At 68.1% G+C, this 13,687-nt stretch carries 11 protein-coding genes; 7 read left to right on the plus strand and 4 right to left on the minus strand.

Features of this window, described 5'->3' with window-relative positions:
* Nucleotides 1-67 precede the first annotated feature (67 nt).
* Nucleotides 68-1,498 (plus strand): amidophosphoribosyltransferase, encoded by a 1,431-nt coding sequence (gene purF, locus I1E95_RS07365; RefSeq protein WP_231594927.1) that lies wholly within the window; start codon nt 68-70, stop codon nt 1,496-1,498.
* A 10-nt stretch (nt 1,499-1,508) separates the two neighbouring features.
* Here purF and I1E95_RS07370 read toward each other — a convergent pair whose 3' ends face one another.
* The 3 genes from I1E95_RS07370 to queG all read right to left on the minus strand — a co-directional run bounded on the left by I1E95_RS07370 (nt 1,509) and on the right by queG (nt 5,975).
* Complete coding sequence (locus I1E95_RS07370; protein ID WP_197166622.1) at nt 1,509-3,971, minus strand: DNA topoisomerase (ATP-hydrolyzing) subunit A; 2,463 nt, start codon at nt 3,969-3,971, stop codon at nt 1,509-1,511.
* A 76-nt stretch (nt 3,972-4,047) separates the two neighbouring features.
* Nucleotides 4,048-4,950, minus strand: a complete 903-nt coding sequence (locus I1E95_RS07375) for a tetratricopeptide repeat protein (RefSeq protein WP_197166631.1) — start codon at nt 4,948-4,950, stop codon at nt 4,048-4,050.
* A gap of 26 nt (nt 4,951-4,976) precedes the next feature.
* Nucleotides 4,977-5,975 carry a tRNA epoxyqueuosine(34) reductase QueG gene (queG, locus tag I1E95_RS07380; protein WP_231594928.1) on the minus strand — a complete coding sequence of 333 codons (999 nt, stop codon included), beginning with the start codon at nt 5,973-5,975 and terminating at the stop codon, nt 4,977-4,979.
* Between the two features lie 31 nt (nt 5,976-6,006).
* On the opposite strand from queG, the gene I1E95_RS07385 reads away from it, so the two are divergent.
* From I1E95_RS07385 to argH, 6 genes are all read left to right on the plus strand, one after another.
* Entirely contained in the window at nt 6,007-6,654 is a 648-nt protein-coding gene (locus I1E95_RS07385) for an HpsJ family protein (protein WP_197166633.1), read from the plus strand.
* A 93-nt stretch (nt 6,655-6,747) separates the two neighbouring features.
* A complete protein-coding gene (locus I1E95_RS07390) occupies nt 6,748-7,500 on the plus strand; it encodes a DUF502 domain-containing protein (RefSeq protein ID WP_197166634.1) in 753 nt (250 codons plus the stop codon).
* Between the two features lie 29 nt (nt 7,501-7,529).
* Nucleotides 7,530-8,144, plus strand: coding sequence for a transcription antitermination factor NusB (gene nusB, locus I1E95_RS07395; RefSeq protein ID WP_197166636.1), 615 nt, complete (start codon nt 7,530-7,532; stop codon nt 8,142-8,144).
* A 6-nt stretch (nt 8,145-8,150) separates the two neighbouring features.
* Nucleotides 8,151-9,767, plus strand: coding sequence for a signal recognition particle-docking protein FtsY (gene ftsY, locus I1E95_RS07400; RefSeq protein WP_197166638.1), 1,617 nt, complete (start codon nt 8,151-8,153; stop codon nt 9,765-9,767).
* A 75-nt stretch (nt 9,768-9,842) separates the two neighbouring features.
* Entirely contained in the window at nt 9,843-11,207 is a 1,365-nt protein-coding gene (locus I1E95_RS07405) for a PP2C family protein-serine/threonine phosphatase (RefSeq protein WP_197166639.1), read from the plus strand.
* A 55-nt stretch (nt 11,208-11,262) separates the two neighbouring features.
* Nucleotides 11,263-12,675 (plus strand): argininosuccinate lyase, encoded by a 1,413-nt coding sequence (argH, locus tag I1E95_RS07410; protein ID WP_197166640.1) that lies wholly within the window; start codon nt 11,263-11,265, stop codon nt 12,673-12,675.
* On the opposite strand, the gene dusA is transcribed toward argH, so the two are convergent.
* Nucleotides 12,672-13,682 (minus strand): tRNA dihydrouridine(20/20a) synthase DusA, encoded by a 1,011-nt coding sequence (gene dusA / locus I1E95_RS07415; RefSeq protein WP_197166641.1) that lies wholly within the window; start codon nt 13,680-13,682, stop codon nt 12,672-12,674. The genes argH and dusA overlap by 4 nt on opposite strands.
* Nucleotides 13,683-13,687 lie beyond the last annotated feature (5 nt).

Consider the following 13,687-nt stretch of genomic DNA (forward strand, 5'->3'; position numbering starts at 1 on the left):
CAAAGGTAAAAGAAAGGTGAACGGGCCTGTGGCAAGCGCGCACCCCACGCCGGAACGGCCCGACCGGATGGAAGAGGCCTGTGGGGTCTTTGCCGTGTATGCCCCTGGCCAGCAGGTGGCCAACCTCACCTATTTCGGCCTCTACGCCCTGCAGCACCGGGGCCAGGAGTCGGCTGGCATCGCTGTATTCAACGGCGACAAGGTGCGGCTGCACAAGGACATGGGCCTGGTGAGCCAGGTGTTTGATCAGGACGTGCTCGAGCGCATGCCCGGTGATCTGGCTGTGGGCCACAACCGCTATTCCACCACCGGCAGCAGCCGGGTCTGCAATGCGCAGCCCGTGGTGCTGATGACCCGACTCGGCCCGTTCGCCCTGGCCCACAACGGCAACCTGGTCAATGTCGAGGATCTGCGCCAGTCGGTGCAGGCCAGTGAGATCCAGTTCACGTCCACCACCGACTCGGAGCTGATCGCCTTCGCTCTCCAGCACGCCGTCGATGGAGGACTGGGCTGGGAGGAGGCGATCCGTGATGCGGCGGGCCGCTGCCGCGGCGCCTTCAGCCTGGCGATCGGTACCCCCGATGGGCTGTTCGCCCTGCGCGACGGCCATGGGGTGCGCCCCCTGGTGTTCGGCCACCTCGGCGACAAGCACCAGGGCCAGTGGGTCGTGAGTAGTGAGACCTGCGGACTCGACATCATCGGTGCCGCCTACGACGGTGACGTGGGACCCGGTGAACTGATCCGCTTCAGTGCCGGGGACCCGCTGCCGGCCCGTCAGCGCTGGTGCGATGAGCCCACCAAGCTCTGCGTGTTCGAGATGATCTACTTCGCCCGGCCCGACAGTCGCTTCTTCGGCGAATCCCTCTACAGCTACCGCCACCGCATCGGTGAGGTGCTGGCTCGGGAAACGGCGGTGGAGGCCGACATCGTGATCGGCGTTCCCGATTCCGGCATTCCCGCCGCCATCGGGTTCTCCAAGGCCAGCGGCATTCCCTTCGCGGATGGCCTGATCAAGAACCGGTACGTGGGCCGCACCTTCATTCAACCCACCCAGGCGATGCGGGAGGCGGGCATCCGCGTCAAGCTCAACCCCCTGCCGGATGTGCTCTCCGGCAAACGTGTGGTGGTGATCGACGATTCGATCGTGCGGGGCACCACCAGCCGCAAGCTGGTGCTCGCTCTGCGTGAGGCCGGTGCCACCGAGGTGCACATGCGGATCAGTTCACCGCCCGTCACCCACCCCTGCTTCTACGGCATCGACACCGACAACCAGGATCAGCTGATTGCTGCTCGCCTCAATCTCCAGGAGATCACCGATCACCTCCAGGTTGATTCCCTGGCCTATCTCAGCCAGGAGGGCATGCTTGAAGCGGCCCACGACAACGCCTCTCACTTCTGCACCGCCTGCTTCGATGGCAACTACCCGATCGACATGGACGAGTCCGTGCGGTCCAGCAAGTTGATGCTCGAGCCCACGGGCCTGGCAGCCCGTGTCTGACTCGAGCTTCTCAGCTGAGCAAGGGCACCAGCTCCAGCACGGTTTCATCGGCTGAACAGGGCCAGAGCGGTTCGGCCGGGCCTTCCTCGGCCGTGCTGCGCTGCAGGTCGGACACCACCAGACGCGCGCTGCGACCCGAGGAGAACCTCAGGGCCACGATGGATGAGCGTCCTGCCTGAAGATCGGCCAGTTCATCCTCCCGCTGGCGGAAGCGCAGGCCGATCTGACCCAGGTCGCCACGCTCGCAGCGGCGCAGGCTCTCCACCTGAAGCCGCTTCAGCTGGCTGTGGCGGCTGACCAGCAGCACGTCGGTCCCCGGATCGACGCAGGCCGCCCCCACCACGCTTTCGCCTGGCAGCAGGCGCAACAGCATCGGACCCTGCGCGGCCTTGCCCATCAGCGGGAGGGTGTCGTCATTCACCGCCAGTCTGAGCAGGCGGCCAGTGGTGCTGGCCACCACCAGGTCCTGACCGTCCGTGCAGGGCACGACCCGGCGAAGCTGCACGCCGTCCCTGAGCTTCAGCACGGTGGCGGCCCGGCCGGAGAGTTCGCTGAACGCCTCGATCGGCAGCCGTTTGAAGCGGCCATCGCTGCTGAGCAGACCCAGGGTTCCCGTGGGCTTCTGCGGCAGGGGCAGCACCTCCACGATCGGATCGCCCAGCAGGCTCTCGGGCAGGAACTTCTCCAGGGAACCGGGCTGCTGGGCGGCGAATTCCCAGCGCAGCATGGCCACCCGGCCACTGGCGCTGAAGGCCAGCAGGGAGGGCTTGTCGGCCACCGGCAGGATCAGACGGGCCGGGGCCGGATGGTCCCCAAGCGGTGCCGCTTCATCGAGGTGCAGCCGCCCCAGCACCTGGGGGGCCACGATCCGCACCACCCCATCGGCCTGAATCAGCAGCCGCCCATCTCCGGGCAGGGACTCGAGGGCCTGCTGGCGTTGCAGTTCGGTGTTGGGCCGCACTGCGGCCGCCCGTTGGGCCACCAGATCGTCACCGCCGGCCACCAGCCTGGTGCGGCGGGGAGTGGAGTAGCGCTTCCTGAGGGCCTTGAGTTCGCTCACCATGGCATCGAGCAGGGCCGGTCGATCGTCGAGCAGGTGACGCAGCCGTTCCCGTTCCTCCAGCAGCTCCGCGGACTCCTTGCGCAGTCCGTCCTGCTCCAGACTCGTGAGCCTGCGCAGCGGCATGGCCAGCACGGCATCGGCCTGGCGTTCACTCAGGTCGAAGTGCACCTGCAGGCTGGCTCTGGCACTGGCGGCATCCGTGGACCCCTGGATCCTCTCGATCACCTCCGGCAGGGCTTCGAGGGCACGGATCAGCCCTTCCACCACTTCGAGCCGGTCCTCGGTGCGTCGTAGGGAATGGCTGGTGCGGCGGATCAGGGTGTGTTCCCGGTACTCCAGGAACTGGTTGAGCATCTGGCGCAGGCTTAGCTGCTGGGGCTGCCCGTTCACCAGGGCGAGCAGGATGGCGCCGAAATTGCTCTGCAGAGAGGTGCGCCGTTGCAGGTCGGTGAGCACCTTGGTGGCCTCGGCATCCCGGCGCAGCTCGATCACGACACGCATCCCTTCGCGGTCGCTCTCGTCGCGGATGTCGGCGATCCCGCCGATCTTGCCGTCGTTCACCTGCTCGGCGAGCTTCTCGATCCAGCCGGCCTTGCTCAGCTGATACGGCAACTCGGTGATCACCACGGCACTGCGGCGGTGCCGGCCCTTGCCGGGCTGGACTTCCTCGATGTGGGCGATGCCACGCATCGGGATGCTGCCGCGCCCGTGCAGGTAGGTGTCGCGCACGCCGCTGCCCACCAGCACCTCCCCTCCGGTGGGGAAGTCGGGCCCGGGCACCAGTTCGAGCAGTTTCTCGTCGCTCAGCTCAGGCTTGCGGATCAGAGCGATGAGGGCGTCGACCACCTCGCCCAGGTTGTGGGGGGGGATGCTGGTGGCCATGCCCACAGCGATACCCGAGCAGCCGTTGAGCAGCAGAAACGGCAGCTGGGCCGGCAGCACCGTGGGCTCCTGCTGGGAGCCATCGAAGTTGGAGGTGAAATCGACCGTGTCGCTTCCGATCTCATCCAGGAGCGCCTGGTGTGCGATCGGAGCCAGCCGGGTTTCGGTGTAGCGCATGGCCGCCGGCGGGTCGTCGTCGACCGAACCGAAGTTGCCGTGGCCATCCAGCAGCGGATGGCGGCTGGCGAAGGTCTGCACCTGGCGCACCAGAGCGTCGTAGACCGCCTGGTCGCCATGGGGGTGGTACTTCCCGAGCACATCACCCACCACCCGGGCACATTTGCGGTACGGACGGTCCGGGGTCAGCCCCAGTTCATGCATCGCGAACAGGATGCGGCGCTGCACGGGTTTGAGACCATCGCGCACATCGGGAAGGGCGCGGCCCACGATCACGCTCATCGCGTACTCGAGGTACGAGCGCTGCATCTCCTGATGCAGGGAGATGGGCTGGACGCGCTCCTCGGCCATCCGGTTCTGGGGTCTGAGGGCGGAAGGGGCTCAGCCTACAGATCCTCCCCGGAGAGGTTCCATCCTGCGTCCTGTCTCACTCCTCCCCGGAGTCCTCCCCGTCGCTGCTGCCGGTGGCGTTGGCATTGGCCCGGTCAGTGGCGGCCTTGATCGCCGGGTTCTCAAGCAGCACCCGGGTGCTGTCGCGCAGTCGCGGGCCCCAGAGCTGTTCCTTCTGGTAGGCCTCCAGCACATAGTTGGGTTCGATCGCCAGCGCCTGGCTGGCCATGTCCAGAGCTTCCTTCTGATCGCCCGGCCGGGCATTCAGCGCCGCGGCCAGGGCGAGCATGGGTTCGGCGGCCTTGGGGTTGATCTCCAGGGCCCGGCGCCAGCGCCGGATGGCGTCGTCCGTGCGGCCGATCTCGTAGAGCACCAGTCCCTGGTTGTTGATCGCCTCCCAGAAATCCTTGCGCAGGTTCGAGGCCCGCTCAAAGGACCCCAGGGCCGCCTGGGGATCGTTGAGCAGCAGGTGGGCATTGCCCAGGTCGAAATGGGCGCCGGGATTCTTGCTGTCGAGCTTCAGACCGGTTTGCAGCAGACCGATGGCCTGGCCGGGCTGACCGTCCCGCAGGGCCAGGGAGCCTTCCGCGAACCAGATGCCGGGGTTGCGCGGATCGAGCTGTTTGGCGCGCGCCAGGGACTGGCCGGCGGCCTTGATCTGATTGCTGCGCAGCTGCGCTTCCGCCAGCAGCACCCAGCCGCGGGGATCGTTGGGCAGCAGCTGCACCGTGAGGCCCGCCAGGCGAGCCGCGTCTTCGGCCTGTCCCAGCCGTAACAGGCGCGTGGCCGCCTGGGCGATGCCCAGCCCCGCCGCCTCCAGCTCCTCCCCCTTGGGGACGTACACGTAGGGAACGAGAGCCTGTGCGGGGGTGGCAGGCGCGATTGCCAGGGTCAGGGCCAGCGGAGCCGTCGCCAGAAAGTTGAACCAGCGCGGAGCCATGCCAGCCGTTCGATCCGGGAATCAGCCTAGGGGTCCGCTTCTGGTGTCCCAGGCTGGGCCGACCGCAGATTGCGCCGCCACATCCAGGGCTTGATCCGGCGCAGGGCGGAACCACGCAGCCGCTCATCCCAGTCGGCATCACTCCAGCCGAGGGCCTCCTCGGCGTGCAGAGTCAGCAACCAGTCCCTGGGCTGCAGGTCAGGATCCTCCGAACTGGGAAGCGGCTGCTGATTCCATGGGCACACGTCCTGGCAGATGTCGCAGCCAGCAACCCAGGGACCCATGGCCGCGGCCATGGCGGGCGGGAGGGTGTCGTCGCGGTTTTCGATCGTGTGATAGGCCAGGCAGCGGTTGGCATCCACCACAAAGGGCTCGCTGATGGCGCCGGTCGGGCAGGCCTCGATGCAGCGGCTGCAGCGTCCGCAGAGAGGTTCAGAGGGAGCATCTCCTGGGAGATCGGCGGTGGTGAGGAGGTGGCCGATCACCATCCACGACCCCCGGCGGGGGTGGATCAGGTTGCCGTTCTTGCCGATCCAGCCCAGACCCGCCTGCTCGGCCCAGGCCTTGTCCAGCAGGGGAGCGCTGTCGACGCAGGCCCGCCAGCTCAAGCCAGGGCACTGCTTCTCCAGCCAGCGCCCCAGGCGGCGCAGACGTCCATCGATCACCCGGTGATAGTCCCTGCCCCAGCCGTAGCGGGCGACGGCCAGGCTGCCCGGGGCCCGCTTGGCGGCCACGTGATAGTTCAGTCCCACCGCCAGCAGGCTGCGCACACCGGGCAGCAGGCTGCTGACCTGGCGGCGGCGCGGATCGTTCATCCAGGCCATACCGGCCTGGTGACCGGCCTCCAGCCAGCGCTCGAGCGCCGCCGTGCGCAGGGGGATCCGCCCATCGCCTGGCAAGGCGGCCAGGCCCACCGGTTCGAAGCCCAACGCCCTGGCCTGGGCCTTGAGCGCGATCGCCAGGTCCTGGAGGCGGTGCTCCGTGCCGGCCGGAGCGACCGGTTGCTGGGGATGGCCTGATCTCACCCGTACAGTTGCCCCTGATTGCCATCCTGCTGTGACCACTGCCCCAACCAGCCGTCTTGGCTATCTCCTGCGCTGGCTCGGCCTCACCCTCGTCGTGCTGCTGGGGCTGCAGCTGGCGGCGGTGCTTTCCGCCTGGAGCTGGCAGGAGGAGGCGTTCCGCCAGATGGTGATCGAGCGTCTGATCACCCAGTCGCCGATGGCGCTGGTGGGCCTGCTGCTGGCTCTGTTCGGCTCCCGCCTCGACCAGACCGACCCCCGCTCCCCCCTGCGTTGGCTGGTGGCCGCTCTGGCGGCCGTTCTTGCCATTGCCCTGGCGGTGTCGGTGCCGGTGGCGATCAGCGGCGATGGTGTGCTGACCGCCAAGACCGAGCAGACCCTGACCGCCCAGCGCAGTCAGCTGGAGATGGCCAAGCAGCAGAGCCAGAATCCGCAGGTGCTGGAACAACTGGTGCGCCAGGCTGAGCAGTCCGGGCAGGTGCCGCCCCAGGCCACCGAGGAACAGAAGCAACAGGCGGCCCGTGGTTTCATCGATCGCCAGCTGCAGCAGATGGAACAGCAGTTCAAGGAGGCCGAGCGGGCTCAGGGTCTGGCGGTGAATCAACGCCGCTATGCCGGCACCGGCTCGGCCGCCGTGCTGGCCGTGGCCTTCACCCTGCTGGCTCTGGCCGCGTTGCTCTGAAATCCCTCGGAACCATCCCGGACGCTGCTGCCCCCCCAGGCGGCTGGCTAGGTTGCTCACAGCAATCCGAACACCGGACAACCGGGACCATCCTTGGTGCAGACGAGCCCCAGACCTGATCAACCCTTGGGGACCCGGTTGCAGCAGGACCTCAAGAATGATCTGATCGCCGGTCTGCTGGTGGTCATTCCCCTGGCCACCACCATCTGGCTGGCGACCACGGTGAGCCGCTTCGTGCTCGCCTTTCTCACCTCGATTCCCAAGCAATTCAATCCTTTCAATACCCTCAATCCCCTCCTCCAGGAGTTGATCAACCTGGGGGTGGGGTTGCTGGTTCCTCTGTTGGGGATCCTGCTGATCGGTCTGATGGCCCGCAACATCGTCGGGCGCTGGCTGCTCGATTTCGGTGAGGGAACCCTCCAGCGAATTCCCCTCGCCGGTTCGGTCTACAAGACTCTCAAGCAATTGCTTGAAACGGTCTTCCGAGACAATTCCACCCGCTTCCGCCGGGTGGTCCTGGTGGAATATCCACGCAAGGGCCTGTTTGCCCTCGGGTTTGTCACCGGGGTTCTCGGCACTGCGATGCAGGGGGGCTTTGATCAACCGATGCTGAGTGTGTTCATTCCCACGGCTCCCAACCCCACCACCGGCTGGTACGCCGTGGTGCCTGAAACCGCGGTCCGCGATCTGGACCTCTCGGTGGAGGATGCCTTCCGCACGATCATCTCCGCTGGGATCGTCAGCCCCGATGATGAGCGTGAAACCCCGGCCAGCCGCAGCTTCTCCAGTCTTCTCGCCCAGCTGCGCGCCCCCGTTTTCTCCTCCGCCCCTCCCAACAAGCCCTGAACCGCGGTCTGCCCCCCTCGCCCCACCCGATGCCGAGTCGATCCATCTCCAGAGAACTGGCCCTGCTGATGCTGGGCCAGGTCAATGACCGCGTTCCGCCGGCCGATCTGCCGCTCGAGAGCCTGTTGCAGCAGGCTCTCGCCAGCCTGGCCCAGCATGTGCGCGACGCCCTGGACAACTCCGAGCTCGATCTGCAGCAGGCCCAGCAGCAGCTGCTCGACAGCGAACTGATCGATGGTGCCGATCAGATTTCCCGGGTTCGGGATCATCTGCAGCGGGGGCTGACCCATGCCGAGCAGGCCCTCAATCGGCTCTCGGCCAGCCTGGAGCTGCCGCGTCTGCTGATGCTCGCCGACCAGAGCGAGATCCGTGAGGGGGCGATCGCCCGCACCCGCGCTGTGCTTCAGGACCGGGATGCCCTGGATTCCCGTCTCGATGCCGTGATGGAAGGCTGGCGCCTCGGCCGCCTTCCCCGCATCGACCGCGACATCCTGCGGCTGGCGGCCGTGGATCTCCACACCTTCGGAACGCCGGCCCCGGTGGCCTGCAACGAGGCCGTGGAGCTGGCCAACCGCTACAGCGATGATCAGGGCCGCCGGATGATCAATGGGATCCTGCGTCGCCTCACCACCTCCGTCTCCTGAGCAAGCATGGTCTTCGACTGGTTCCGGCGGCGCACCACTTCCACCGAGCCTGAGGCTGAGCCCACGCCGGTCAAGCAGGCTGGCGAGGACATGGTCGCTGACCGTGCCTCCGGCCTGTCAGACGCGCCAGATCCAGCCGCCTCGGCCACTCAACCCGCAGCGGAGGCGGTGGTCCAGGCGCCAGCCACGCCAGCCGCTGTCGATCAGGATGCCCTGGACTGGGCCCGTCAGGCCTATGCCCGCCTCAAGGCCGAGCAGGAGCGCAGCCGGCCAGCCGCCGAAGACCAGGTCGCTGAACCAGAGCCTGAACCCGTTCCGGCCGCAACGCCTCAACCTGAACCCGTCGCCGCCGCTGAGCCGGAGAACTCCTCCGAGACCAGCCCTACTCCGGGGGATCCGACCACACCAGCCGCGTCAGCCACCACACCTGAGCCACCTCCAGCCCTGGAGCCTCCCGGTGCCGCCGGCCCCTCCCTGCTGGAGCTGGCTGCGGCCAGTCGGGCCGAGCGCCAGCGGACCGTGCTCGCTCCCGGCACCGACGAGTCGCGGCCGACGCCGGAACCCACGGCTGAGCCGCCGGTCTCCACGACTGAGGAGGCCGGCCCACAGCTGGGGTCCTTCGATGCCGAGTTCACCTGGTCCGCCGAGGTGCTCGCGGCCCAGGGCCGTCGCGCCGATCAGGTTTCCCTTGAGGAGATCGACTGGCTCAGCCGCCTGCGCCGCGGCCTGGAGAAGACCCGCCGCGGCCTGGTCACCCAACTGCTCGACAACCTCGGAGACGATCCCCTCACCCCGGAGGTGCTCGACGATCTGGAAACCACTCTGCTGCGCGCCGACGTGGGGGTACAGGCGACCGACCATGTCCTCGAGGCCCTGCGCAGGCGTCTGAACGAAGAGGTGGTCGAGCCGGAGGAGGGTCTCCGCTTTCTCAAGGAGCAGCTGCGCGGGCTGCTCGAGACGCCGATCGAAGCCAGCGGCGAGCGTCTGCTGGCCCCGCAGCGGGACCGACTCAATGTCTGGTTGCTGGTGGGGGTCAACGGTGTCGGCAAAACCACCACCCTGGGCAAGCTGGCCAATCTGGCGGTGCGCAGTGGCTACAGTTGCCTGATCGCCGCCGCCGACACCTTCCGCGCCGCCGCCGTGCAGCAGGTGAGCGTCTGGGGCGAGCGCAGCGGAGTGCCGGTGATCGCCAACCCCAGTGCCAATGCCGATCCGGCCGCCGTGGTCTACGACGCCATCGGCGCGGCCCGCTCCAGGGGCATCGAACTGGTTCTGGTGGACACGGCCGGCCGGCTGCAGACCAAGAACAACCTGATGGAGGAACTCAGCAAGGTGCGGCGCATCGTCGACAAGCTGGCCCCGGAAGCGGTGGTGGAATCCCTGCTGGTGCTTGATGCCAGCCAGGGGCAGAACGGTCTGCGCCAGGCGATGGCCTTCGCCAGTGCCGCCGGTCTCACGGGGGTGGTGCTCACCAAGCTGGATGGCAGTGCCCGGGGTGGTGTGGCCCTGGCGGTGGCCTCCGAAGCCGGCCTGCCGATCCGTTTCATCGGCGCCGGCGAGGGCATCCGCGATCTGAGGCCCTTCAACAGCTTTGAGTTCGTCGAAGCCCTGCTCTCCAGCTGAGCCTCTTGAACCGGGGAATCCTGCTACCTTCGGCGCCTGCGGCCGCCTGTTACGAGCCGCACGCCGCCAGCCCGCGTGCCCCTGCCACCGCCCCGGCCCCATCAGGCCCTCACGGCATCGGCTTCCCTGCGGCAACTGCTCGACAGCCTCAGCCGGGAGCAACGGCGCAACCAGGAGCTGCTGGCCTCCCTCGGCTTCGCCCTGCGCAGCTTCACCAACCTGAACCGCTTCCTCGAGCTGGTTCCCCTGGTGTCGTCCCGCCTGGTGGGAGCTGAGGCCAGCCTGCTGGTGGTCTTCCACCCCGACGGGCGCCTCTGGCGGGAGCACACCCAGGCCAGTCCCGCCTCCCGCAGCGGCGAACTGGTGCGGCTGCTGGGGGAGCTGGATCTGCCCGCTGGCCTGGCTGAGGAGGAGGAGGTCTCCCAGCTCGATCTGCAGGTGCGCCGGCTGCTGGGGGAGGTGCAGCTGTTCGGCACCTCCGTGGTGGCCCGCAACCGGACCCGCGGACGCCTCTACGTCTTCGGCAGCGCCGAAGGTCTGACCTGGAGTGATGTCCACCGCCGCCACGTGCAGCTGGTGGCCGATCTCACGGGCGTGGCGATCGAAACCGAGCTGCTGCAGGAGGACCGCCGCCGTCATGAGCGCCTTGATCGTCAGCTCAACACCGGTGCCGAGATCCAGGCGCAGCTGCTTCCCGACCACTGTCCGGTGATTGAGGGAGTGGAGCTGGCCGCCCGCTGTCGGCCGGCCTTCGAGGTGGGGGGTGACTACTACGACTTCATCCCGACCCGGCCCCGGCTCAGCGGACGCCGTCGTGAAACCTCTCGCTGGGCCCTGGTGATGGGCGATGTGATGGGCAAGGGTGTCCCCGCCGGCCTGCTGATGACGCTGCTGCGGGGGATGCTGCGGGCCGAGGTGCTGAGCGGCCATGCCCCCGACCGGATCCTGCACGACCTCAACGAACTGGCCCAGGAGGACCTGGCCCATTCGCATCGCTTCGTCACGCTCTTCTACTCCGACTTCGATCCCCGCAGCCGCGTGCTCCGCTATGCCAACGCCGCCCACAATCCGCCCCTGCTCTGGCGGCACCAGCGCCACGGGGTGGAGCGGCTCGATGCTCCGGGACTGCTGATCGGCCTGCAACCGGAGGCCCAGTACGGCTGCGAGCGGGTGGTGCTGGAGCCCGGGGATGTGGTGCTCTATTACACCGATGGGGTCAGTGAAGCCCTCGGTCTCACGGGTGAGCGCTTCGAGGAGGAGCGCCTGCAGCGGCACCTGGGAGAAGCCTGCCGGGCCGGTAAGAGCGCCCAGGGTGTTCTCGATGCTCTGTTCGAACGGCTCGATCGTTTCGTGGGTGCTGACCGGCAGCTGAGCGACGATGCCTCGATGGTGGTGCTGAAGGTGCGTGAGGAGGTGATGCTCCCCACCCTGCCGGGTTGAGTGGGGTCCCAGGCTCGGATGCGAAGCTGACGCTTCGCGTCATGGTTCGGCTTCGATGGCGGCACAGGCTTCCCAACCGGCGCGATGGAGTGACCGTTTCGAGGAGGGGCTCCACCCGGCCATCGAGCGCTTCAATGCCTCGATCGGCTTCGACATCACTCTGCTGCAGCAGGACCTGGATGCCTCCGTCGCCCATGCCCGCATGCTCGGCCGCTGCGGAGTGATCAGCGTCGCTGAGGCGGATCAACTCATCGCGGCCCTCGAGACGGTGCGCACGGAGGCGGCCGAGGGACGGTTCCGCCCCGGGGTGGAGGCCGAGGACGTGCACTTCGCGGTGGAGCACCGCCTGATCGCCCTGATCGGCCCCCTGGGCAAGAAGCTGCACACCGGCCGCAGCCGCAATGACCAGGTCGGCACGGATCTGCGCCTCTGGCTGCGCCAGGCGATCGATGGTCTCGATGCCGGTCTGCGGCGCTTCCAGCAGGCCCTGCTCGACCAGGCGGAGACTCACCTGCACACCCTCATACCCGGCTACACGCACCTGCAGAGGGCCCAGCCCCTCTCTCTGGCCCACCACCTGCTGGCCTATGTGGAGATGGCCGAACGCGACCGGCAGCGTCTTGCCGATGTGCGCCGCCGGGTGAACATCTCACCTCTGGGGGCGGCCGCCCTGGCCGGCACACCGGTGCCGATCGACCGGCGGCTCACGGCCGTGGAACTGGGCTTCGAGGCGATCTATGCCAACAGCCTCGATGCGGTCAGCGACCGCGATTTCGCCGTGGAGTTCAGTGCTGCCGCCAGTCTGATCCTGGTCCACCTCAGCCGCCTCTCGGAGGAGGTGATTCTCTGGGCCAGTGAGGAGTTCGGCTTCGTGCGCCTCACTGACCGCTGCGCCACCGGCAGCAGCCTGATGCCCCAGAAGAAGAACCCCGACGTGCCCGAGCTGGTGCGTGGCAAGGCCGGCCGGGTGTTCGGGCACCTGATGGGGTTGCTGACGATGATCAAGGGGCTCCCCCTGGCCTACAACAAGGACTTCCAGGAGGACAAGGAGGCGCTCTTCGATGTGGTCCGCACCACCGCGGATTGCCTCGAGGCGATGGCGATCCTGATGGAGGAGGGCATCCGCTTCCGGCCCGAGCGGCTGGAGCAGGCCGTGGGGGCTGATTTCTCCAATGCCACCGATGTGGCCGACTACCTGGTGGCCCGTGGTGTTCCCTTTCGCGAGGCCTACCAGCTGGTGGGTGGTCTGGTGAAGACCTGCCTGGCCGAGGGCCTGCTGCTGCGGGATCTGTCCCTGGAGCGCTGGCGCCAGCTCCATCCCGCCTTCGAGGCGGACATCCATGCCGCGATCGAGCCCCGTCAGGTGGTGGCCGCCCGCCGCAGTGAGGGGGGCACGGGTTTCGAGCGGGTGGCCGAGCAGCTCAGGCACTGCCGCGAGCGGCTGGGGCCCGCGGTCCCAGCCGCCTAAAGGCCTTGCTGCTCCAGCTCCTGGGCGGTGGCCTCCAGCACCTCGGGGCCCGCGCTGCGCTCCCCCGCCCGCTCCCCCAGCCGGCGGCGCCAGTGCCGGGCCCCGGGCATCCCCTCCACCAGGTGCACGAGGTGGCGGGCGATCGGCCAGAGCCGATGGCCCGCCCCGCACCAGCGGCTGGCATGGGGAATCAGGCCCCGCACCACCGCTGAGGCCGAGACCGGCGGTCGCTCCCGGCAGCCGAACAGGTCCTGGTCGACCGTGGCCCAGCGCAGCGGATGGTCATAGGCGGCGCGCCCGACCATCACCCCGTCCACCTGATCCAGGTGCTCCTGGCAGTTCTCCAGGCTCAGCAGGCCGCCATTCAGTTCGATCGTGAGCAGGGGGCGGTCCCGCTTGAGCTGATGCACCAGGTCGTGGCGCAGGGGCGGAATCGTGCGGTTCTGCTTCGGATCCAGGCCATGGAGCCAGGCCTTGCGGGCATGCACGCTGAAGCGGCTGGCGCCGGCGCCGGCCACCCGGTCCACGAAGGCCAGCAGCAGGTCATAGCTGTCGTGATCATCGATGCCGATGCGGTGCTTGACCGTCACCGGCAGGGACGACGCGGTCGCCATCGCCTCCACGCAGCGGGCCACCCGGTCGGGGTCCGCCATCAGGCAGGCACCGAACCGACCCTGCTGCACCTTGGGGCTGGGGCAGCCCACGTTGAGGTTGATCTCGTCGTAGCCCCAGGCCGCCGCCAGTCGTGCGGATTCCGACAGGAGAGCCGGATCGTCGCCCCCCAGCTGGAGGGCCAGGGGATGTTCCTGGGGATCGAAGTCCAGCAGCGTGTCACGACGGCCGTGGTGCAGGGCCTGGGCCACCACCATCTCGGTGTAGAGCAGGGCACGGCGGCTGATCTGCCGCATCAGCACCCGGAAGTGCCGGTCGGTGCAGTCCATCATCGGCGCCACACTGAAGCGGTAGGCCCCGGCAACGGGTGTCGTCGCGTTGTCTCCCTGCCCCATTCGCC

The organism is Synechococcus sp. CBW1107 (genome assembly GCF_015841355.1).
In the GTDB taxonomy this organism is placed as follows: domain Bacteria; phylum Cyanobacteriota; class Cyanobacteriia; order PCC-6307; family Cyanobiaceae; genus Regnicoccus_A.

What these genes read in the sequence shown, in the direction of transcription:
- dusA (WP_197166641.1), bottom strand. Translation starts at nt 13,682, where the DNA reads ATGGGGCAGGGAGACAACGCGACGACACCCGTTGCCGGGGCCTACCGC.
- I1E95_RS07375 (WP_197166631.1), bottom strand. Translation starts at nt 4,950, where the DNA reads ATGGCTCCGCGCTGGTTCAACTTTCTGGCGACGGCTCCGCTGGCCCTG.
- argH (WP_197166640.1), top strand. Translation starts at nt 11,263, where the DNA reads ATGGCGGCACAGGCTTCCCAACCGGCGCGATGGAGTGACCGTTTCGAG.
- purF (WP_231594927.1), top strand. Translation starts at nt 68, where the DNA reads ATGGAAGAGGCCTGTGGGGTCTTTGCCGTGTATGCCCCTGGCCAGCAG.
- I1E95_RS07370 (WP_197166622.1), bottom strand. Translation starts at nt 3,971, where the DNA reads ATGGCCGAGGAGCGCGTCCAGCCCATCTCCCTGCATCAGGAGATGCAG.
- nusB (WP_197166636.1), top strand. Translation starts at nt 7,530, where the DNA reads ATGCCGAGTCGATCCATCTCCAGAGAACTGGCCCTGCTGATGCTGGGC.
- ftsY (WP_197166638.1), top strand. Translation starts at nt 8,151, where the DNA reads ATGGTCTTCGACTGGTTCCGGCGGCGCACCACTTCCACCGAGCCTGAG.